The sequence below is a fragment of the Aquimarina sp. KJ22-3 genome (assembly GCF_055808215.1).
This window is the reverse complement of record NZ_CM147859.1, coordinates 4239537-4261334: the sequence shown is the minus strand read 5'-3', so window position 1 is coordinate 4261334 and position 21798 is coordinate 4239537. Positions and strand designations below refer to the sequence as shown.

General features: G+C 36.1%; 19 protein-coding genes. 9 read left to right on the top strand and 10 right to left on the bottom strand.

The genetic code is table 11. From position 1 onward, the window contains the following. Window positions 1-28 precede the first annotated feature (28 nt). Complete coding sequence (locus tag AC0L3Q_RS19760; protein ID WP_473282224.1) at window positions 29-496, bottom strand: nuclear transport factor 2 family protein; 468 nt, start codon at window positions 494-496, stop codon at window positions 29-31. Between the two features lie 342 nt (window positions 497-838). On the opposite strand from AC0L3Q_RS19760, the gene AC0L3Q_RS19755 reads away from it, so the two are divergent. Further along, on the top strand, window positions 839-1348 hold the full coding sequence (locus AC0L3Q_RS19755) for a fasciclin domain-containing protein (RefSeq protein WP_473282222.1): 510 nt from the start codon (window positions 839-841) through the stop codon (window positions 1346-1348). A 72-nt stretch (window positions 1349-1420) separates the two neighbouring features. Here AC0L3Q_RS19755 and AC0L3Q_RS19750 read toward each other — a convergent pair whose 3' ends face one another. From AC0L3Q_RS19750 to AC0L3Q_RS19740, 3 genes are all read right to left on the bottom strand, one after another. Next, on the bottom strand, window positions 1421-1975 hold the full coding sequence (locus tag AC0L3Q_RS19750) for a DUF2459 domain-containing protein (protein WP_473282220.1): 555 nt from the start codon (window positions 1973-1975) through the stop codon (window positions 1421-1423). Window positions 1976-2157: 182 nt separating this feature from the next. Continuing rightward, window positions 2158-7917 (bottom strand): alpha-2-macroglobulin family protein, encoded by a 5760-nt coding sequence (locus AC0L3Q_RS19745; protein ID WP_473282218.1) that lies wholly within the window; start codon window positions 7915-7917, stop codon window positions 2158-2160. A gap of 17 nt (window positions 7918-7934) precedes the next feature. After that, entirely contained in the window at window positions 7935-8195 is a 261-nt protein-coding gene (locus tag AC0L3Q_RS19740) for a hypothetical protein (protein WP_473282216.1), read from the bottom strand. A 353-nt stretch (window positions 8196-8548) separates the two neighbouring features. On the opposite strand from AC0L3Q_RS19740, the gene AC0L3Q_RS19735 reads away from it, so the two are divergent. Further along, a complete protein-coding gene (locus tag AC0L3Q_RS19735; RefSeq protein WP_473282214.1) occupies window positions 8549-9901 on the top strand; it encodes a UDP-N-acetylmuramate--L-alanine ligase in 1353 nt (450 codons plus the stop codon). 3 nt (window positions 9902-9904) lie between these two features. Here the strand turns inward: AC0L3Q_RS19735 and AC0L3Q_RS19730 are convergent, their stop codons facing one another. From AC0L3Q_RS19730 to AC0L3Q_RS19720, 3 genes are all read right to left on the bottom strand, one after another. Beyond that, window positions 9905-10513, bottom strand: a complete 609-nt coding sequence (locus AC0L3Q_RS19730; protein WP_473282212.1) for an FMN-binding negative transcriptional regulator — start codon at window positions 10511-10513, stop codon at window positions 9905-9907. 3 nt (window positions 10514-10516) lie between these two features. Then, window positions 10517-10960, bottom strand: a complete 444-nt coding sequence (locus AC0L3Q_RS19725) for a DUF1569 domain-containing protein (protein WP_473282210.1) — start codon at window positions 10958-10960, stop codon at window positions 10517-10519. Window positions 10961-11068: 108 nt separating this feature from the next. Continuing rightward, entirely contained in the window at window positions 11069-11512 is a 444-nt protein-coding gene (locus tag AC0L3Q_RS19720) for a hypothetical protein (RefSeq protein WP_473282208.1), read from the bottom strand. 228 nt (window positions 11513-11740) lie between these two features. Between AC0L3Q_RS19720 and radC the strand changes: the two genes are divergently transcribed. The 6 genes from radC (at window position 11741) to AC0L3Q_RS19690 (ending at window position 17322) form a co-directional block, all read left to right on the top strand. After that, window positions 11741-12436, top strand: coding sequence for a RadC family protein (radC, locus tag AC0L3Q_RS19715; RefSeq protein ID WP_473282206.1), 696 nt, complete (start codon window positions 11741-11743; stop codon window positions 12434-12436). A gap of 110 nt (window positions 12437-12546) precedes the next feature. Continuing rightward, window positions 12547-13782, top strand: coding sequence for a polysaccharide deacetylase family protein (locus tag AC0L3Q_RS19710; protein WP_473282204.1), 1236 nt, complete (start codon window positions 12547-12549; stop codon window positions 13780-13782). Continuing rightward, window positions 13775-14461 carry a YjjG family noncanonical pyrimidine nucleotidase gene (locus tag AC0L3Q_RS19705; RefSeq protein WP_473282202.1) on the top strand — a complete coding sequence of 229 codons (687 nt, stop codon included), beginning with the start codon at window positions 13775-13777 and terminating at the stop codon, window positions 14459-14461. Before AC0L3Q_RS19710 ends, AC0L3Q_RS19705 begins: the two co-directional genes overlap by 8 nt. A gap of 45 nt (window positions 14462-14506) precedes the next feature. Next, window positions 14507-15082 (top strand): hypothetical protein, encoded by a 576-nt coding sequence (locus AC0L3Q_RS19700; protein ID WP_473282200.1) that lies wholly within the window; start codon window positions 14507-14509, stop codon window positions 15080-15082. Next, window positions 15079-16485, top strand: coding sequence for a DUF5723 family protein (locus AC0L3Q_RS19695; protein ID WP_473282198.1), 1407 nt, complete (start codon window positions 15079-15081; stop codon window positions 16483-16485). Before AC0L3Q_RS19700 ends, AC0L3Q_RS19695 begins: the two co-directional genes overlap by 4 nt. 6 nt (window positions 16486-16491) lie before the next feature. Next, window positions 16492-17322, top strand: a complete 831-nt coding sequence (locus AC0L3Q_RS19690; RefSeq protein ID WP_473282196.1) for a hypothetical protein — start codon at window positions 16492-16494, stop codon at window positions 17320-17322. A 5-nt stretch (window positions 17323-17327) separates the two neighbouring features. Here the strand turns inward: AC0L3Q_RS19690 and AC0L3Q_RS19685 are convergent, their stop codons facing one another. Next, the gene (locus AC0L3Q_RS19685) at window positions 17328-18611 is read right to left on the bottom strand and encodes a replication-associated recombination protein A (protein ID WP_473282194.1); all 1284 of its coding nucleotides are present in this window, start codon (window positions 18609-18611) and stop codon (window positions 17328-17330) included. 130 nt (window positions 18612-18741) lie between these two features. On the opposite strand from AC0L3Q_RS19685, the gene AC0L3Q_RS19680 reads away from it, so the two are divergent. Next, window positions 18742-19497 (top strand): rhomboid family intramembrane serine protease, encoded by a 756-nt coding sequence (locus AC0L3Q_RS19680; RefSeq protein ID WP_473282192.1) that lies wholly within the window; start codon window positions 18742-18744, stop codon window positions 19495-19497. On the opposite strand, the gene rlmB is transcribed toward AC0L3Q_RS19680, so the two are convergent. Continuing rightward, window positions 19492-20226: a 23S rRNA (guanosine(2251)-2'-O)-methyltransferase RlmB gene (gene rlmB / locus AC0L3Q_RS19675; RefSeq protein WP_473282190.1), complete on the bottom strand. Its 735-nt coding sequence runs from the start codon at window positions 20224-20226 to the stop codon at window positions 19492-19494. The two genes, AC0L3Q_RS19680 and rlmB, sit on opposite strands and share 6 nt — an antisense overlap. A 111-nt stretch (window positions 20227-20337) precedes the next feature. Then, a complete protein-coding gene (locus AC0L3Q_RS19670) occupies window positions 20338-21795 on the bottom strand; it encodes a SusD/RagB family nutrient-binding outer membrane lipoprotein (RefSeq protein ID WP_473282189.1) in 1458 nt (485 codons plus the stop codon). Between the last annotated feature and the right edge of the window lie 3 nt (window positions 21796-21798).

Below are 21798 nucleotides of genomic sequence, written 5' to 3'. Positions count from 1 at the left end.
AATATCTTATGATTTTAAAGGATTAAGATTACTCTATTTTTCCGTCATGAAACCCGGCTCTTTTCCAACTCCCGTTTTGATGTACCCAAAAATTAGTAACCCGATATTGGTTTTGTTGTGTAGTATCCCCTTTTGAAGTGGAAACGGTAATTTTTGCAGTAAGAATGGCTGTATGATCATGGAATTTGATATCCGTTTCCTCCATTTGATATGTATTTACTTTGATATCGCCATTTTCAATTTGAACACTTCGTTTGGTTAAGTACCCAATCCAATCATCTTTACTAATAGGCTTTGCGTTTCCATTGGTATGATGATAATCATCTGTGATCATAGATTCTAATTTTTGAACATTACCTTCTTTAAAAGCTTGGTTAAACTCGTGTACAGTTGCCAAGAGCTCTTTTTCCTGATCTACAGGATGAGGTGTAGTGTTCGTGCAGTTGATCATCAAATTGGAAAGTACGATCAAAAAACACAAAGTAAACATCTTCATGTGGTAAAAGGTTTGTAAGGTTGTATATAGGATGAATTCTTTAAATATACCAAATATATCTCATCAGGAATTGGTTTTAACAAAGACTTCGCATTCTGGAAATTTTTCAAATAAGAACGCATTCTAATCCAACTAAGACGGATACTCATTTGTTAACAAGCTTTAACTTTTCTTGAAATATATTTAACAGGTAAAATCATACTACAATCCTCAGAAAACAGTTTTGTAGTAGAGCACATTTTTTGACGAAACTAAATTTAAAGCATGAATTTTAACAAACCCCTTTTCGCACTTTTAGCATCTAGTTTTTTATTTTTCACATCCTGTTCTGAGTCCAAAAAAATGGATACCAAGGATAAAAATGACAAATTGATCGCTCAGGCGAATATTGTTACTGAAGAAAAAATACCCAACCTTTCAGAATTAGTATCAGGAGATATTGGTTTCGAAAAATTTAATACCCTTATTGCTGATACCGAATTCAAAGAATTGCTAGCGCAAAAAGGGCCTTACACTGTATTTGTTCCTTTAAACGGAGCTATCGAAAAATTACATCCTAAATTAATAGAAAGTCTCAAAAAACCGGAAAGTAAAGCTAAACTTACTCAAATTATGAATTGCCATATCATTCCGGGGCTTATCAACAGGGATGATATTGTAAAAGCGATCAAAGAAAATGGAGGTAGTGTTACGCTAAAAACCTTGGGTGGTGTACGCTTGCTAGCTTCAATGAAAAGAGATAAAATCTACCTTATAGACAAAGCAGGAAACGCTGGTAGGTTAATGGTAAATGACTTAGAAGCTACCAATGGTATTGTTCATACTATAGAGTCGGTAATGATGCCCAAATAATGACTGTTCACTGATATAGTTTTTGATACTTAAAGAAAAGGAAATCCATAGCGGGTTTCCTTTTTTTCTGAATTAGTTTTGATGAATGTCAATTAGTCGAAAATCATAAGGCGTCCAGAGGCAGGCTTTGGCTTCGCTTTGTTTCAAACCAGAATTTACCCAGGTGTTACAAGTGTTGAAACAGTTGTAATTACCAGTTGCTTCATAAAAATCATCGTTTTTATAATATCCTATACCTGGCAACAATATTTTTTGATGATTTTGATCTAATCTGAAAGCATTAAGTATATACTTGTTCATTCGATCCAGTTGTTGAGATGTCATTTTGATGGCAGCCCAATCTTGGTGCATTGCATTGTATCTGGTAACATGAAGTAGGGTAGAGGTGTTTACAAACAATGCTCTAAATCCATTGATAAAGGTAAGATCTGCCCAGGTTGGAGTTTCTACATAAAATGTTTTATCTCCCCATCCAAAAGAAAAGAACAAATCCTCATCGGTATAGGTTAGTCCTTCTAATATGGCAGGAGCTATTTCTGATCGGGGAATAATAATTTCCAGATGCACTCCATTAGAACTTAGATATACTGTGTGATCTTTTGTTGCAGACGTGTCTTCTGAATTCACAGTGATGTAGGTTGAGATCAGGGAAACGATGGAATACACTAATGGTATTACTAATACAAAACATAGATATTTTGCTATCTTTTTTATCAATGCCATAAAACGAATTACAGCTATTTAGATTTAAATCGCAAACAAAAAATAAAATAAACCTGCTGTAAAAGTAATACAGCAGGTATTCTGGATTAATTAATATGTACTCTTATACCTTCAGAGTGGCTTGTGAATTCTGGAGCATACATACTCTGTATGGTGGTGATTCCATTCGAGAAGTCTCCACTATTATTTACTCTCAAATCATATTCAAACACATGTACTCCTTTTGGTAAATAATCAAAGAAGAAATTAGTGGCAGCATCTCTTGTGCTTTGGTAGTAGCCTAAACCATCTTGCCATTTGTACTGAGAGATGACATTTATGGGTTCAAAGCCTGCGGCTCTCATATCTTTCATATGTACAAATTCCATAGCACGGTCGGATCGTAATTCGATGCGTACCCGAACAAGATCTCCTAGTTGCAATTGAGAAGCATCTGTGATCTCAGTAATTTCTTCTCCCGTATCTGTATTCTTTTTTACAAATAACTTTTTCTTCAGTGATAGCGGGGTTTCTGCAACTGTGATTTTATCCAAATCTTCAAAATATTGCCAGTACAGGGCTCCCCAAGCAATTCCTTTTCCTTTTTTGGTAATTTGCGCCGTAGCCATGTTTGGTTGTATCTCGGATCCATTCCAAGAGGTTTTAAAGTATCCGGTTCCTGCTTCGACACTTACATCTTCGATAGTGGCAGGGTCAATTTTTTGATCTCCAAGTACAATGTCTACCATATCGGTAACCGATATCCAATCACTTCCTTGCAATAGCAATGCATATACTGCATCAGCTGTCGCTTTTGTGGTTTGCCATCGGTTGGTTTGCTTGTTTTTGAGTAACCAAACCTTAAGATTATCTACGATTTCTGTACGTTTTGGCTCTTTTTCTACTTCAGAAAACACTTCAATCATTAAAGATTGTGTTTCTATCGGTGCCTGATACCAATACCAACTTGCTACATTTGATTTCCAGTACATACCCAACTCTTCGTTGTTGATACTTCTCTCGTCAAGTGATCGAATGATCTTTGTTGCGGTAGAATTATCGTTGTTTCTGTGTAAAACTAGTGCTAACATTCCTTGAGCGTACAGATTTTGTTTCAACCAATATTTTTTGGATTGACCCATGTAGTATTCCCAGGCTTCATTGGTGTTATTTGGTCTTTTGATATCCGGAAAGAAACTCCTCATATACAGATAGTGGATTTGCGTATAACTAAGGTGATTCTTATTGATATCAATTTTATTTTTCTTGCAATATCTTTTCAGTTCTTTGTATTCTTTTACAAAAGCATTGTCCAGGTATCGAATAGCGTTTTGAAGCATGTTTTTGGTACTGCTATCATATTCGGCTACGTTAAGCTTGGCGAGATGCCCAAATCCAGTTATGATATGTTGCGTGATATAGCGATTTTCTCTTCCGCCTTCAAACCAAGGGAAAGCACCAGAACCGTATTGCATTTTCTTCAGTTTATTTAATGCAGATTGCAATTCATTGTTCATTTTGTTAAGATCAAAAAGCAATGCTATTCGTTTCTTTTGCTCCGTTTCACTTTGTGCATCTCTTAACCATGGGGTTTCCTGAATGATCAGTGATTTTAATTCCTGATTCTTTTCCAGATTACTCAATAAAGCATCGGTAGATTTCCATTGATTAAAAACCTCTTGTATTCTTGGTGTAGAATTAGCAATATGACTAGCCAAAGCATTGGCATAATATCTAGAGAAGGTTTGCTCAGAACACTCATAAGGATACTCCATCAAGTAGGGTAGTGCTTGTACAGCATACCATGCTGGGTTTGATGTCATCTCCAATGTTAGTTTATGATGCTTGAGCGTGTTTGAACTGTTGTTTTTAAGCTTGTCTAAAGTAAATGTCTTGCTTTGGTTAGAACGAATCCACATCGGCATTGTCTCTGTAACCAGCATTCTATTACTTAATACCGGTAACATACTTTGTTCCCCATCAGAAAACTCACCTGCCTTGGCTACAATTTTATACAGAACAGTTTGTACATCATCAGGCACTTGCAATTTCCAGGAAACATTAGTATTTCCTTTTGTGATCACTTCAAAATTCTGACGTCCGTTAGTGTTACTTAACTTATCATCTATTTTAGCATTAGTCAAGGCATCAAATAACTGCAATTCTACGATTCCATTCAGAGCTTGATCAGAAAGATTAGAAATTTTACTACTCAAAACTATAGTGTCTCCTTCTCGCAAAAATCGTGGAGGATTAGGAAGTACCATTAATTCTTTTTGAGTAACGGTTTCTAGCATCTGCGTACCTGCGTTCATTTCTTTGGTATGAGCCAAGAGTTGTAATTTCCATTGCGTTAATGCTTCTGGAGCGGTAAAGGTAAAACTAATATTACCCTCTGGATCCGTAGTAAGCTGTGGCAAAAAGAAAGCTGTTTCCTGTAGGTTTTTCCTGATTTTTACTCCTTCAAGTGAAGTGTCTTTTTGATCTGTACTTCTCTTTTCTTCCTGGTCAGCTTCTGCATTGGCCTCTTCTCTAAGTCTATCTTCGTTTCCTTCAACAACAACTTCGCTTAATTCTGCTTCATCTGCTACTTCTGCACTTTTCGCAGCAAGTGGAGCGGCTGCAACCTCCATAGAGTTATACATTCTTTTGCTTCTTCGGAGACCAGAATACCCTTGTCCAAAGTATAACCCAAACCATTCTAGCTGATCATAAGATCGGTATCCGTAATAGGAACCATAACTCGGATCGTTATAAAGACGGAATGCATTGGCACCAAAACTATGTGTTGATCGACGTTCATATTGGGTATAGTAAAGTGGTCTTGCTACAGGGGTAAAATACCATTGATGCGGTTTAAACTGATCCAACGACATGTCATACATGCTAGCCAATAGTTCAGCACTTACCTTATCGCCTTTTGGTCCTTTGATCGTAAAGCTCCAGGTTTCAGACTGTCCTGGTTGCAATTTGTCTCTAAATGTTTTAGTTTCTATGCTTAGCTCCGTAGGTTCATAAGGTACTGCAATAGGAAGCACCCCATGTTGGTAACTATTATAGTTTACAAAACTATAATTCACAGAAAACCCACCAAGATCATCTTTGGTTACAGGTATTTTTATGACTTTGCTGTTCTTTGAAAGTCGGATAAGTTGTGTCTCTACAATTTTGTAGTTTTTTTCAATATCTATAGTTACCGTGATATCTTCAGAAGCCGAACTTAATTTCACCAAAGCAACATCACCATTCTTATACGCGGATTTATCGGTTGTGATTTCAAATAGTTGATTATCGCTTATCACTTTATCAGATTGTTGATAGAGCGTTGTGTATCTGATATCTTTTACTGCCTGCCCAAAAGGGTCTTTACTTTCTAGTTCAACAACATATTTGCCAGACTCCCATTTTTTGATATTCCCCAGCGTAATTTGTTGGCTACCCAAAGGATTACTTTTGGTGGTGTTCGTATTAAAATTGGTATTGAAAACCAAAGTTCCTTTTTTCCACTTTCTAAAATCGTGTTCATCTTTAAAAGCGTCGTAGGGGAACAGCTTTTCAAAAGCTTCTTTTTCGAACCCAGGGTAATCGGGTGCTGCCCAAGGGCGTTTACGCAAAGGGTGCGTAGGAGCTTCTAACTTATAGATTTTGATGGTGCCACTAGCAGCTACCGCTTCTCCATTAAGATTTGCTGTAGTAACACTAATCGTTTGATCTTTTTCTTCTTTGTTAATGACTCCATTTATAGTTAAACCAGCCGTTATCGAATGATATCCAACGTTAACAATAGTGGTGGTACTTCTAGTTTCACCATTGATATCAATAACATCAGCAGTAACTTCATAGTTAAAAATGGGTTGATTTTCTTTTAAAACGGATGGATCCGGTAAAGCCTTAAAATTGATGAAGTATTCTCCATTTTGATTGGTGGTAGTCTCACCATTTACAATTTCTTGAGAATCTGAATTGTAGCTAGGAAACCAGTAGCACCAACGTGGGTATTGTACTTTTCGATGTACTCGATACACCACCTTTGCATCGGTTATATTACTACCAGCATATGCTTTTGCGGTTCCGGTAAGTTTTACGGTGTCATTTACGGTATAAGTTTCTACCACAGGATTGAAATTGGTTTCAAACTTTGGTCGCTTATATTCTTCTACCGAAAAAGAAATACTTTGGTAATCATCTGTTTGTATAGTGTATAAACCTGTTAGTCCAGAAGAAGGCAAAATAAACTCTCCGGCAAAAGATCCATATTCGTTGGTGGTAAATTGCAAGGTTTCTAGTTCTTGACCATTCACATCTCTCAGACGGGCAAAGGCAGAAGTGTTAGGAACCACTTTGAAGTCTTCTTTGCGTTTAGAAGACATTCTTATTCCTTTAAAATATACAGTTTGCCCTGGTCGGTAAATGCTGCGATCGGTAAACAGAAATGTAGAATAACGGGTGCTGTCATCATTTTGATTAGGCTCGTAGTTTCTGTTTAAGTAATACCCTTCAAAAATAGCTTTATCCTTCTCGTGGGTAACGGTAATCGTCACATCATAATAATATTCATTGAGCTTTAAGGAAGCTTGTCCATTAGCATCGGTATAGATGGTTTTATCCAAACTTTGTCGATACCCTTGGTTAGAAGATTTTAAATGTATTTTAGCATTAGAGACTGGTGCTCCGTTATGACGATTTAGCACTTGAAAAATAGATGCAGAAGGAGCAGTGTGTTCAATCAAAGATAAATCTGTGATTTGCATATGCCCATAAGAGAACATGGTCTCTTTGGATAACTCTGATTCTTGAGTAGCCAATATGAGGTAAAAACCAGCATCTAGTTCTGGGAGTAATACTTCTGTATCATGTTTTTGGTAGTCATTTTCATTCCGCATTTCGGCATCCCAGGTGGTGCTAACTCTCAATCCATTCAAGAACTTGATCTGTTTCTCTAATTCGTAGATTCTTTCAAGTGTTTCGAGTTGTTTAGGAGTTATTTTTAGGGCTTTAAAATATAGTTTGTTTAGGTTCTTGTATGACACCAATAAGCGTCCTGGGGTTTGTATAGGGACAAACTTTTCAGTTTTGATGTCAAGTTGTTGATCAAGAATTTCATCTTGTAAGGCTTCACAATTATCTGCACCCCTTGATTCTGGAAACTTTTTGATGGTGTTTTTACAAATTTCTAAAGCTTCTTTTAGTCGCCATCTATGCGTTTCATTTTGTCCTGGAATATAAGAGGAACCTTGTTCTTTATATAGCAATGCAATTTCAAAATCGTATAATGCAGATACCTGGTGTTGACTGTGTTTTTCTTTTTCGAGTTGTAAGGTTTTTAGTAAAACGTCTTGTTTATCGGCAAACACCGCATTCTCATAAATAAATTTTAAGCGCTCGATGTTTACCTCGGTAAGCGCTACTGGAGTAGTGTCTCTTTTATGAAATTGGATGAGGTCTTGATATAATTTCAAGGCATTTCCTTGTAGTGACAAGGTGTCTTTGGATTCAATTCGTAAAGTAGAGAATGTATTATGATCACTTAAAAAACTTGGGTTGTCTAGGCGAAATGCATACGAAGGTTTGGTGATGCTAGTTTCTGAAGTTTTATAAAACTGAAGCGCATTATGCATTAAGAAATCATAAAGCGTGGGGCGATACTTTTTTGAATCATAATAGGTGTTCAGGATGTCATCAAATTTTTTGAGATCGGTTTGCTGTGCTAGCACTCCATTTTGAATCGACTTTTGAAAATGGGCGTGTATTTCCTCAAACAAGGTGTCCAGATCCCAACTTCTAAAATCTTCTTCATCTACCTTTTGTGCAGTCTTTGTGCGGTTATAAAATTTCCATCTATTTTGTTGAAAATATTGCCAATACAAATTGGCAAGAATACTTTCTAATATATTTTTTTGGGAAATGCACTTTCGTTGATTTCGGTTTTGAAATCGTTGATTATCGTAAGTTGTGCATTTTCTTCTAAGGTCAATAAGTGCTTTGATTTATACAACAACGCTTTAATTACCTGGGGATCATTATTTTCTTTTTTAGCCTTGGCATATATAGTCTTTACCACTTCTATGGCAGATTTGGGCAATCCTTTTTGTTCAAAAGCGACTACTTTTTTCCAATCCTCCTGATAGTTATGTTGACCGTTCATAAAAAATAGGTTTGTTAGACAGAATATGGTAAGAATAAAATACTTTTTCATCATACTGATTTATAGGTTGTCAAATAAACTCAAACAATAGGTATACCATTTTTTGAAGTAAGTGTTTTATGCTTATTAAAAACAATATAAAGCTACATATTTGAAATGAGTCTTTACAATAATTTTATCGTTTAAAATACATTTTAAGTATACGACGATGCTAAAAAAAGTAGAATTACTAACGTAAAAAACCGGGAATGAGTAAAACTGCGGTTTGATTGAGGGTGTCTGTATTTTTGAATAGGATCTTTTCCTTATGCCATATTGGTTTGTATATTTACCGTTAGAATTAAAGAATAGCTATGCGTGTACATTTTATAGCAATAGGGGGAAGTGCCATGCACAATCTTGCCATTGCCTTACATCAAAAAGGATATCAGGTTACAGGAAGCGATGATACCATTTTTGAACCCTCAAAATCGAGATTAGATCGATATGATTTATTGCCAGATGCTTTTGGTTGGTTTCCAGAAAAAATAACTTCTGATCTTGATGCTATTATTTTGGGGATGCATGCAAAAAAAGATAACCCAGAATTGCAAAAAGCTCAAGAATTAGGAGTTACTATATATTCTTATCCTGAATTTCTTTATGAGCAATCCAAAAATAAAACGCGTGTAGTTATTGGAGGATCTCACGGTAAAACTACCATTACATCGATGATTCTGCATGTATTGCACTATCATGATAAAGATGTAGATTACATGGTGGGAGCGCAACTAGAAGGTTTTGATACCATGGTACGTCTTACCGAAGAGAACGATTTTATGATCCTTGAAGGGGATGAGTATCTGTCGTCTCCTATCGATCGTAGACCAAAATTTCATCTATATCAACCCAATATTGCATTGGTAAGCGGTATTGCCTGGGATCATATCAATGTATTTCCTACTTACGAAAACTATGTGGACCAGTTCAGGATTTTTATGAACTCTATTGTTAATGGGGGTGCTCTGGTGTATAATGAAGAAGATGCTGAAGTGAAACAGCTGGCAGAAGCAATCGAAATTCCGATCCGAAAATTTCCATACGCTACTCCGGGTTATAGTATTGAAGATGGAAGTACCCTTCTCGATACTCCCGAAGGAGAGATGCCGATTGAAGTATTTGGAGCGCATAATCTAAGTAATCTGGCTGGAGCAAAATGGATATGCCAACATATGGGAGTCGATGAAGATGATTTTTATGAAGCTATTGCTTCGTTCAAAGGGGCATCAAAACGATTGGAGAAAATAGCCGAGAATTCCACCTCGGTGGCGTATAAAGATTTTGCGCATAGCCCCTCTAAAGTAAGTGCTACTACAAAAGCTGTCAAAGAGCAATATGCAAACAAGACAGTCATCGCTTGTTTGGAGTTACATACCTACAGCAGTCTCAATGCGGAGTTTTTAAAAGAATATGAAGGGGCTCTAGATTCTGCAGACAAAGCGGTGGTATTTTATTCTCCCCATGCCGTAAAAATTAAGCAACTAGAAGAGGTTTCTACAGATCAAATTGAAAAAGCCTTCAAACGAGATGATTTAATCATTTACACCAACCCTGACGAATTCCAAACTTTTTTGAGACAGCAAGATTTTACGGATACCGTACTACTTTTGATGAGTAGCGGTAACTACGGAGGGTTAGATTTTGATGAGGTAAAGAGCTGGTTTTAATATCTAATGAGACGAAAAGTGTAGCTCATACATTTGGTTTACAAAATCGGCAACCTGTTTTTGATTGTTTTGTATTAATTCTTTTTTGGCGTTCTCTATGTCATTCGGTGTTTTATCCTGACTGATTTTGAACTTCCCTTCCCAAGAGTCAATCGCTATTTCGAAACAATGTATGTAGGGCACTAATCGATCCATTCGTGGGTCATCGATATCTAGAATGAACTTTTGATTGGTTCCTTCCAGAAACTCAGTCATTCGTACAATGGATTGTTTGATCTCATCCGGATTTACAAGCGTTTTAGCCTTACCATTGGCATGGGAGATAATGTAATTCCAGGTAGGGAGCTGTTTTGTTGTGTAAATTGAAGGTGAGATGTAAGTGTTTGGCCCCTGAAAAATAGCAGTAACAAAATGATTTTCTTTCAATAAATTGACGTGTGGGTTGTTACGATCGATATGTCCTACAAGTTTATCATTGTGAAATATCAAAGGTGCATGTGTTATGAAAGGAACTGATCCGTCTGAAGAAACTAAAGTAGCAAAAGGATAAGCTTTGGCTACACTTTTGATCGTTTCTGTATTGTAATCTTGGTGGTGTTTTGGTGGATACACGAATTATGCGTTAAATTGTTTAAGATGATGATCCAAATGTTTGTATTGCATTTTTCCCCATTGCTCTCGGGTGAATTTACCAAACATCGGGTGTGGATCCCATTGCTGTTTGTCTCTTTGGTTGGAAAATTCTTTTGCGAGTTCCAGTAATTGTTGTTTTTCAGACTCAAACTCTTTTTGATCTTCGACCTTTAATTTAGAATGGGTGGGTAGATTTTTTTTCCAAGGTTTGTCATTATACATGGATTTTTTGAAGAATAGTTTGGCTAGAAAATTAGGTTTGAGTTCGGGATGCTCTTTTTGCAAAGCAATTTTCAAGGGAAACTGACAATGATGAAACATTTGTGAAGCATTCATTTTTCCCCAGGCAGGAGAAGTGGTGTCAGAAATTTGATCTATGCGATTTTCTATTTCCTGTAAGGTTGATTCTTCAAAAAGTGATTTCATAATGAGGGTATTTTTGGATGGATGCTCACCAAAAATAAAACATTATTTATATAAAAATAAAAAAGGCGAGTTTTATTAACTCACCTTCTTAAATATATATGTTTGATTTTAACCTACTTTATCAAAGAATAAACTTAAGAAACCGTCTAGATCATCTTCGCTAGCGATATCATTAGGAGTTCCTAAGTTGATCATCAATGGTTGATCCTTAATAGTTCCTCTTAAAAAGAACTGATATGTGTTTCCTGTTTTGAATTTGAAACCTTTCAATTCAGAACCAAAAGAAGTAAACTTTACTTCAGTTTTTGCAGCACTACCTTCAGCGAAAGCGGTAATAGTTGCATCAAATACAGCAGACAACATATCATCTGTATAATAATCCCACTTAATAGAGGTACCATTACATGCCTGTAATTCATATTCTGAAACAGCTTCACATCCTCTTGGGACTTGTATGTTATTTCCTACTAAGTTCAAAAAGGAAACTTTCTTGTCTTGACCGTGAAAATTAAGTGCAGTAAGGAATAAAACGATAGTAAAAATATTCTTCATAAATAGGTTAATTTGAAGGTTTTAAATTATTCATTTTTGGATTAAGGGTGCCCAAATATAGTAAAACTTTCATTTTCAAACAAATATATGCTGTATAATATTAAAGGATTGTTAAATAGAATTGTGTTTTTTTGTGGATAATTCAATGAATAATGTATTGTTTTTGAGGGAAATAGTTTGTAAATATACTATGTAATATTTTTTTGTTTTAACGATAAAAATTAACATATGATCGATAAAAATTCTTCTTTTTCTATTAAGAAATGGAGTGAAAATGATCGTCCAAGAGAGAAATTAATCGTCAAAGGTAAGAATGCTCTTACGGATGCCGAGTTGATAGCTATACTAATTGGTTCTGGAAATAGAGACGAAAGTGCATTGGCTTTAAGTAAAAGGATTTTGGCAAGCGTCGATCATAAAATAGGCAGATTAGGTAAATTATCATTAAAGGATCTTATGCAATTTAAGGGTATTGGGGAGGCTAAAGCAATTTCGATTATCGCAGGTTTAGAGTTGGGTCGAAGAAGAGGAGAGGATATTGAAATCTTGCCTGCAATTACTTGTAGCAAGGATGCATACGTTTTATTCGATAGAGTTATGGGGGATCTGGATCACGAAGAATTTTGGGTACTTTACTTGAATAATGCAAATAGAGTCATTCAACAAAAGCAAATTAGTGTTGGAGGGAAGACAGTTACTGTAGTAGATCCCAGAGTAGTTTTTAGAAATGCCTTAGAGTATGGAGCAACAAGCATTATCATTGGTCATAACCACCCGAGTGGAGGTTTGAAGCCTAGTACTGCAGACATTAATTTAACCCAAAAACTAAAACAAGCTGGTATAAGTTTGGATATTAAGGTCATTGATCACCTGATTATAGGCGAAAAAAGCTATTTTAGCTTTGCCGATGATGCTATGTTATAGGATTCGGTGTATTATTCAATTTACTCGTAGTCCAGATTATGTTATTGATACATACCCAAAAAGTCACTTCTAGAGTTTCTTACACGTTTAAACAAATTTGTAAGAGAATTTTGGGACTTGAGATAGATTTGACATCCAAAATAGAACTTTTTATTGCGCATGATGGACCGAAATTTTCCTACGGGAAACAGCCTTTGGGTAAAGAGTTGTACTTTCAGAGTGTTGATTTGCTCTTCGAACAAGGATTAAATGATGTCGAGGTGCAGGTTTCGGATTGGGAAGGAGTAAAATGTTTTTTTGAAGTAAAGCACGAAGATGCCGTATTGCCATATGATATTTTTGCAGCTACTTTTTATTTGCTTACCCGATATGAAGAATATATGCCGCATGTAAAGGATCAGATGGGGCGTTTTCCAGCTACCGAAAGTATAGCGTTTCAAAATGATTTCTTGAAAGATCCTGTTATAGATATTTGGGCACATAGATTTAAAAAGATCCTCTTAGAGAAATATCCTGATCTTGTTTTTAAAGAGAAAACTTTTTCGGTTATGCCGATTGTAGCAGTTAGTCAAACTTTTGCATACAAAAATAAGGGGGTGTTACGATCGATAGGTGGTGGTATTCGAGATCTTTGGAGACTCAAATTAGATGAGTTTAGCGACCGTATACGTGTGCTTTTGGGGTTTCGGAAGGATCCCTACGATATTTTTGATTTTATAATTCATTTGCAAAAAAGCAAGCTTAGAAAAGCAAAGGTATTGTTCGGAATAGGAGATTTTTCTAATTACGAAAAAAATATTGGTTACAATAAACCTAAGCACCGCACGGTTATAAAACATATAGCCGACTATGTTGAAGTAGGACTCAAAGCTTCTTATGAAGCAATTGAGAACCTTCAAACTCTCAAAAAAGAAAAAATAAGAATAGAAGGAATTCTAAATCGAAGGTTGAAATATACCATTTGTTCTTTTTTCAAACTAAAATTACCCGAGGCCTACCGTAATTTTATTGAACTTGAAGTAAAAGAGGATTTCTCTATGGGGTATGCAAAATATTCTGGATTTAGAGCAGGTACCTGTACTCCGTTTATGTTTTATGATTTGGATTACGAGGTGCAAACTCCTTTGGTGATTCATTCATTTTGCTTTACGAATATTGGAATACACGAAGATTTGAGTAATGAAGACGAAATAAGAAGAGAAATGATGGACCTGATAGGTAGGGTAAAAGAAGTTAAAGGTGTTTTTATAACAGTACTTAGCAATACAGTACTTAGCGAAAATCATGAACATCAATCATTTTGGAAATCTATTTTTGAATTTATTTGGAATATAGAAAATGAATAATTCGATACGACACATTTTTTTTGATTTGGATCATACCCTTTGGGATTTTGATAAAAATTCATTGTTGGCTTTTGAAGAGATATTTAAAAAGTTTCAGATTGACTTAGAATTGGATCAATTTTTGAGGGTATATCGTCCGATAAACATGAAGTACTGGAAGCTATATCGGGAAGAAAAGGTAGGTAAAAAAGAATTGCGAAGAGCGAGACTTACAGAAACTTTTTCTGATTTTGATATGCAGTTTGATGTGAAGGTGATTGATCAAATGTCTGATGATTACATCGACTTTTTGCCACTTAATAATTATTTGATTGATGGTGCTAAAGAGTTATTAGAATATCTGCACCCCAAGTACGAAATGCATATCATTACCAACGGTTTTAAAGAAGTGCAACAAACAAAATTGGTAAAAGCGGGCATACATGATTATTTTAAAACAGTAACGAATAGTGAAGAAGTTGGAGTCAAGAAACCGAATCCCGTTATTTTTGAGCATGCATTAAAAAAATCAGGTGCAAAAACAGCTCATAGCGTAATGATAGGGGATAACTATGAGGCTGATATTTTAGGAGCCGAGGCCTTAGGTTTTAAGACGATTTGCTTTAATTATCACAATGAAACGTTACCATCGGGGAATATTCAGGTAACAGAATTAAAAAGTATCAAAAATCATCTTTAGAAATAAATATTTGTATTTTAGTTAATTATAAACATTGCCCCACCGATGAAAACAAAAAAAATAGTGAGATTGCTATGCTTGATTTGTATAGCATCAATGTCGATTTCTTGTGTTAAGGATTTGGATTTTGATCAGGTAGAAGATGTAGTACTAACTCCAATATTTGAGGTAGATTTTATATTCTCCCGATTTGAAACCGATGAATTTGTGGATCCTGGTATTGATCCATCCATAGTAATTCCAGAAGTAGTTGTTAGAGATACCCTGAATTATGATCTTTTAGCAACAGATTTCATTGTTGATAATCTGGAGCAAATAGAATTAACTTTCGAATTTAGAAATACCATCCAAAGAGCTTTTGATTTTGATTTCGGTTTTCTGAATGATGCAGACCAAATTGTTGGTCCGTCATTTAGTTTTACTGCCGCCGCTGGTAATGGTCCGGGTACAGAACCTGTAGTGACTACCGAAGTTATAGTTTTAGATAGTGCGACTATCGATGTACTTGGAGGAGCAAGAAGGTTGATTTCGTCGATTCGGGTTCAGAATGTAAATAGTGGATTAGAAGGCGTATTAGAGTTAAGGTCAAAAGGTACTTATTTTATCAATTACGAGTTATGAGAGCAATTTTAGTGTTATGTTTTATCTTCTGGGGCTCTCACATATATTCTCAAAATAAGGAGACATTGTATGATTTCAATGATTTGCCGCAGTCTTTGATGCTTAACCCAGGTGCCAAAGTTGGGTTTAAAAAGCATATTGGTATTCCGTTTTTATCTCAATTCCATGTCAATGCAGGATTTAGAGGAGCTTCCTTATTCGATGTTTTTGGTGATGATGGAAGAGATATCAATGAAAAAATAGAAACCACCCTCAATACTCTTACCAGTAACGATTATGTAACGCTTACTCAACAGCTGGAAATTGCAAATTTTGGATGGGAAAGCAAACGCAATGAGGATGTTTATTTTTCTGCCGGGATTTATCAAGAATTAGACGTAATTGGTTTTTTTCCTAAGGATTTTGCGGTATTGGCTTATCAGGGGAATCGGGATTTTATTAATGTGCCTTTCCGGTTTTCTACGATAAACGCTTCTGGAGAGTTGCTTATGGTATATCATTTTGGGTATAATAAAAGAGTAAATAAGAAATTTACTTTTGGCGCAAGAGCTAAGTTATATTCGAGTATGCTCCATGCACGATCTGCCAGGAATACTGGGACTTTTACTACTGTAGAGACTCCGCAAGGAAGAAATATATACCAACATATCGTTAGCAATGCCGATGTAGAATTAAGAACATCAGGATATGCTTCTTTACGCGATATCGAAGGAGAAACAGGTTCTGAGCAGGTAAAGAATGCGGTCAATAAGCTAATTGGAAGAGCACTTTTAGGAGGTAATCTAGGGGTAGGAGTTGATGTTGGATTTACACATAATATTAATGATCAATTAAGCGTAACAGGAAGTGTAAATGATCTTGGTGTAGTGTTTTATACTAACGATGTAGAGACATATCGAGCTAGAGGAAACTATATATTTGATGGTTTTGAAACTCCTATTCAATTTTCTGGAGAAGAGTCCCAGAATTTTCTTGATGAATTAGAAGAAGCGATCCCTCTGGATACTTTAAGTAATACCTATGTTAACATGCGGCCTATGAAATTAAACGGTTCTATTCGATATTCGTTTAATCAGTATGATGATGGGAAGTGCTATTATTGCGTAGAAGGAGAAGATCCTCCTTATCTTGATGCGGTGGGCTTTCAGGTATTTACTCAATTTAGACCTAATCGACCTCAATATGCAGCATCGTTGTTTTATTATAAAAGGTTATTTCACTTTTTACGCACCAAAGTAACCTATACAGTAGATGATTTTTCGCCATATAACCTAGGTTTTTTGGTTTCAACCCATATTAATAAATTTAATTTTTATCTTTCAGCAAATAATGTACTCGAGTACACTAATCTGGCAAAGGCTAGGGGTGCCTCGGTTCAATTAGGGTTTAATATTATAATGTAAAAAGATATGTTAAGAGTTTTTTTGTTAGTGATTGCTTTTTTTATGGTTTTTAGTGGGAATGCACAAAAGAGTGTAAATGACTATAAATATGTAATTGTACCTACTCGATATAATTTTTTAAAGCAAGACGATTCCTATCAGTTAAACTCATTAACCCAGTTTTTGTTCAAGAAATATGGTTTTCATGCAATACTACAAGGACAAGAGCTTCCTGCTGATCTTATTACCAATGGTTGTAAGGGATTACAGGCAGATGTAACCAAAAATTCTGGCCTTTTTGTAACAAAGTTGGTAGTTACCCTCAAAGATTGTAACGGTAGAGAGGTGTTTACTTCGGCAGAAGGAACAAGTAAAGAAAAAGACTTTAAAACGGCCTATCATGCTGCATTGAGAGATGCTTTTAAGAGTGTAGAACAGCTTAATTACAGCTACAATAGCAATGCAGAAGCAGTTGCGCAACCTGAGAGACAAACCGTATCCCAAACACCAACACCAAAAACTGTTGAAAATAAACCAGTGGTAAATACGCCACAAAGTCAGGAAAAAGTATTGCAACCACAACCAAACCCTGCAGTGCCTGCAGCGAAAGAAAATACTACGTATCTTTTAAACGGTAATACGTATACCTTAAAGAAAACTAGTTTTGGATTTGAACTGCATCAAAATCCATCAGGTGCTAAAGGTAAAATATACCAATTAGAACGAAATAATAGTTATCTGATCAATGCAGGAGATCTAAGTGGTTCTGGTTATTTTGATGGTTTTGGGAACTTCATTTTGGAAAGGGTGAACCCAGTGACCGATAAAGTTATCAAGGACATCCTAGCTCGGCAATAAGGGAGTTAGTAGTCGTATTTATCTTTCCATCTTGATTTAAGGAAATTTCGAAAAGCATTTTCTCTTTGATTATCACCTGGATCGTATAATTTGGTATTTGCGATTTCATCCGGCAAAAACTCTTGACTCACAAAGTTGTTTTGATAATCATGTGAGTATTTATAATCCTCACCGTATCCCAATTCTTTCATAAGTTTTGTAGGAGCATTTCTAATATGTAGAGGAATGGATAAATCTCCGGTTTGTTTTACCAATTGTTGAGCATTTTTAATTGCCATGTACGACGCATTACTTTTGGCAGAGCTGGCCAAATAAACAGTACATTGACTTAAGATAATTCTGGCTTCAGGATACCCGATGGTATTTACTGCCTGAAAGGTGTTGTTTGCCAGAATTAATGCAGTAGGGTTAGCATTGCCAATATCCTCAGAAGCCAATATTATTAACCTTCTAGCGATAAATTTTAGGTCTTCTCCGCCTTCTATCATTCTTGCTAACCAATATACGGCTGCATTAGGGTCGCTCCCTCTTACCGATTTGATAAATGCAGAGATGATATCGTAGTGTTGTTCTCCAGTCTTGTCATACCGTACCGTATTTTGCTGAACGAGTTTTAGAACTAGATCATTTGTAATCACTATGGGATTTGTGTCTTGACTAGAAACTATTAACTCAAAAATGTTCAATAGCTTTCTGGCATCTCCGCCACTAAGTCGTAACAAAGATTCAGTTTGTTCTAGAACAATATCTTTGGATTTTAAGAGGTTGTCTTCTTGCATCGCTCTATTGAGCAAAGCTTCTAACTCCTTTTTTCCAAATGGGTTAAGTGTATATACCTGACAGCGTGATAGCAATGCTGGAATTACCTCAAAACTTGGGTTTTCGGTAGTAGCTCCTATAAGTGTGATCCATCCTTTTTCTACGGCTCCTAATAGGGAATCCTGTTGGGATTTACTAAATCTATGAATCTCATCGATAAATAGAATAGGGTTTTTTGAGGTAAAAAGCCCCCCGCTTTGTTTTGCTTTATCAATGACTTCACGTACTTCTTTTACACCACTATTGATGGCACTAAGCGTGTAAAAAGGACGTTCAGACTCTTTGGCAATGATATTGGCCAACGTAGTTTTTCCTACACCTGGTGGTCCCCACAGGATTAAAGAAGGGATCACACCTCTTTTTATTTGCTGTCTAAGAGCGCCATCGTTTCCTACTAAATGTTCTTGACTCAAATATTCTTCAAGGGATTGGGGACGTATGCGTTCTGCCAAAGGTTGATTTGTATCCATACCTACAAAGGTACAAAGCTAGTTACAATCCTGAATAAGAAAATAGAGGATAGATGAGGGCAATTGATAACTAAAACTGCCATTTTAGCTGTATTTGGTGTTTTGGACTTTTTTTGATACTTTACTACATATGAAAAGAGATCAGGAATTATTTGAATTCAATACAGGAGTTATTGGGTATCCGATAGTGTTTGTTTTGATGATTTGGATCGTATTTTGGGCAGAAGTGCGACTGGGGCTGGATATTAAACAATTTGGAGTGTACCCTAGAACGTTTGTAGGACTTAGGGGGGTATTGTTTTCTCCTTTTATCCATTCTGATATGACACATTTATGGCATAATACGCTTCCTTTGTTCATATTGTCAAGTGCCTTATTCTACTTTTATAATAACAATGCATGGCGAATACTGGTCATTGGAGCTTTGCTTACTGGTATTTTGACATGGATATTGGGTAGGCCTGCTAATCATATTGGGGCAAGTGGGATCGTGTATCTCTTGTTCGGATTCTTGTTTTTTAAGGGGATCATTGCTAGAAACTTTAGATTAATGGCTTTGTCCTTTGTTGTCGTGTTTATTTATGGTAGTATGGTCTGGTATGTTTTTCCTGTGGATCCTAAAATTTCCTGGGAGGGTCATTTTTCAGGACTATTTTCTGGGGCTTTGTTGGCATTTTTAATTCGAAAGGGAATAGCAAAACCCAAAGCATATTCCTGGGAATCTCCCGATTACAACCCAGAAGAAGATGAGTTTTTGAAGCATTTTGACGAAGATGGAAACTTCATAGAAACCTTACCTGAGGATGAGGATCCAGAAGAGATAATAAATCAAGAGATAAAGATCAATTACGAATACAAGGAAAATAAGAAGAGAGAAGGGTTATAGTCGTTGTCGTATAGTTTCGTAGAGAAATACACCACATGCAACCGATACATTAAGCGAAGCAATCTCTCCATGCATAGGCAATTTAGCACGTTCATCTACTAATTTTAGTACAGAGTTCGATATCCCTTTACCTTCGCTACCCATAATAATTGCCGTAGGATTGGTTAAATCCAGATCGTAAATTGTGCCCTCAGCTTTCTCTGTTGCTGCGATAACCGTTACTCCAGAACCTTGTAAATAGAATAAAGCATCTTTGATATGATCTACCTTACAAATAGGAATGTTGAATATTGCTCCGGCAGACGTTTTTATAGTGTCTGCGCTTACCGGTGCTCCACCTTTTTTCTGAATGATAATACCATGTACTCCGGTACACTCTGCAGTTCTTATAATAGCTCCAAAATTGCGAACATCTGATAATTGATCAAGAATTAAGAAGAGAGGAGTTTCTCCAGACTCGATTACATCGAGTACCAGATTTTCAAGATTGTGAAATTCAATAGGGGAGATGAAAGCTACAACTCCTTGATGATTTTTTTTGGTAAGACGGTTTAGCTTTTCAAGAGGGACATAAGAAAACGATATGCCATGCTCCTTTATTTGTTTCCAGAGTTCTTTTGACAATTCTCCATGAAGTCCTTTCTGAATAAATAATTTGTCTATTGTTTTTCCAGAAATGATGGCTTCCATAACTGCTCTGATACCAAATACTAATGTTTCGTCTTTCACCCTATGATTGTTTATTTTCTGCCTGCAAATATAGGTATAAAAAAACATCCCTCTGAAAATTTCAGAGGGATGCTTTATTATATTAAAAGTGTTTTTAAAACAACTTTAATTTTAGTTTTGGAAGTACATTGGAGTGATCAATGCCTCAACCGCTGGAGCATTAGGGTTAGAAGTAATCTCACTTAATGGAACCTGATATCTGTTAATGTTATCAGTAAGTACAGTTTGAATAATAGGCTCATAAGCAGGAACCTGATTTCTTCTAATAGTTGTCCAAGATTCCATGTGTCTCATGAAATCAGCAACATAGTGCTCTTCGTGGATTTTTCTTAATGCATCAGCTTGGCTGTCACCAGCGATAGATCCTCTTGCAGAAGCTAAATAAGTAGTTTTATCTGCAGCAGGCACTTCGTTTGGAAGACCATCATAACGACCTAAAGAAGTTGAGATACCAGCTTGATAGAATGTGTCAGCAGCAGCTTGTCCACCTGAAATTAATCCTAACAAAGCAGCTTCTGCCAAGTAGAAGTTAGTTTCAGGAGCAGTAGCATATCTATCAGGTAATGTAGCAACAATAATGTCCTCAGAAACCTGAGAGAACTGAGCTGTATCCAAGATTAAAGAACCTTGTGGCTGCCCGGCAAATCCTCCACCGTCTAGCTCTTCAAAATATGCAGCTCTACGTGGGTCATTGTTGTTGTTCATTAAAGTTACTAAAGTAGAACCTCCAGAATAGAAGTTTTGGTTACCACCAGCAAACTGTACAATTAATGTAAAGATTGGGTTTTGGTTACCTGCTTGATCTATATAGTCTAATTTAGCTTCGTACTGATTTTCAGTAATCATTGGCTGACCTACTAGAGCTTGGATATCTGCAGCTACAGAAGTAGGATCAACATTTGCGATAAGCATCAAAGATTTTAACTTTAAAGAGTTAGCAAAACGAATCCAGTTTTCTCTGTTTCCTCCGTAGATTAAATCTCCACCATCAACAATATCAGTATCAGTTGCTAGCTCAGCAATTGCTTCGTCTAACAATACTGGAATTCCTCTTAATACATCTTCCTGGCTATCAAAGTTAGGATTAGGGAATTCATCTACCTGAATTGCTTCGCTAAATGGAATGTCACCAAAAATCTGAGTCAAGTTTAAGTAAGCAAATGCTTCAAGAACTTTAGCCTGTCCGATAATGTTTCTAGCCGTAGGATTGTTACGCTCAGTAAGAATTCTCATTTGAGCTAAGTTCCTCAAGGCAGTTGTGTAGTTACCAATCCAAATGTTATTTGTTGTATTTGGACTAATAGTACCTCTTTCAGGGTTACGGAATACTCCAAAGTTAGCAGAGAAAGACCAATGCTGAGAGTGAGTACTCATTTGAAATTGTTCTACTGTTCTGTTTGCTGTAATACCTCCAAGTAAAACCTGTGGCATCAATAATGCCGGGTCAATTTCTAAGGCAGCAAGGGGATCAGAGTTAATACCTTCAATAGTATCCTCACAACCTGTAAATACGATTGCTGATACCAAAACAAGAAGTATACTGATCTTATTTTTAAATATATTTTTCATTTT

Excerpts from the sequence above, each read along its gene's own strand:
- AC0L3Q_RS19760 (WP_473282224.1), bottom strand. The coding sequence starts at position 496 with ATGAAGATGTTTACTTTGTGTTTTTTGATCGTACTTTCCAATTTGATG.
- AC0L3Q_RS19755 (WP_473282222.1), top strand. The coding sequence starts at position 839 with ATGGATACCAAGGATAAAAATGACAAATTGATCGCTCAGGCGAATATT.
- AC0L3Q_RS19740 (WP_473282216.1), bottom strand. The coding sequence starts at position 8,195 with ATGAACGGTCAACATAACTATCAGGAGGATTGGAAAAAAGTAGTCGCT.
- AC0L3Q_RS19735 (WP_473282214.1), top strand. The coding sequence starts at position 8,549 with ATGCGTGTACATTTTATAGCAATAGGGGGAAGTGCCATGCACAATCTT.
- AC0L3Q_RS19725 (WP_473282210.1), bottom strand. The coding sequence starts at position 10,960 with ATGAAATCACTTTTTGAAGAATCAACCTTACAGGAAATAGAAAATCGC.
- AC0L3Q_RS19720 (WP_473282208.1), bottom strand. The coding sequence starts at position 11,512 with ATGAAGAATATTTTTACTATCGTTTTATTCCTTACTGCACTTAATTTT.
- radC (WP_473282206.1), top strand. The coding sequence starts at position 11,741 with ATGATCGATAAAAATTCTTCTTTTTCTATTAAGAAATGGAGTGAAAAT.
- AC0L3Q_RS19705 (WP_473282202.1), top strand. The coding sequence starts at position 13,775 with ATGAATAATTCGATACGACACATTTTTTTTGATTTGGATCATACCCTT.
- AC0L3Q_RS19700 (WP_473282200.1), top strand. The coding sequence starts at position 14,507 with ATGAAAACAAAAAAAATAGTGAGATTGCTATGCTTGATTTGTATAGCA.
- AC0L3Q_RS19695 (WP_473282198.1), top strand. The coding sequence starts at position 15,079 with ATGAGAGCAATTTTAGTGTTATGTTTTATCTTCTGGGGCTCTCACATA.
- AC0L3Q_RS19690 (WP_473282196.1), top strand. The coding sequence starts at position 16,492 with ATGTTAAGAGTTTTTTTGTTAGTGATTGCTTTTTTTATGGTTTTTAGT.
- AC0L3Q_RS19685 (WP_473282194.1), bottom strand. The coding sequence starts at position 18,611 with ATGGATACAAATCAACCTTTGGCAGAACGCATACGTCCCCAATCCCTT.
- AC0L3Q_RS19680 (WP_473282192.1), top strand. The coding sequence starts at position 18,742 with ATGAAAAGAGATCAGGAATTATTTGAATTCAATACAGGAGTTATTGGG.
- AC0L3Q_RS19670 (WP_473282189.1), bottom strand. The coding sequence starts at position 21,795 with ATGAAAAATATATTTAAAAATAAGATCAGTATACTTCTTGTTTTGGTA.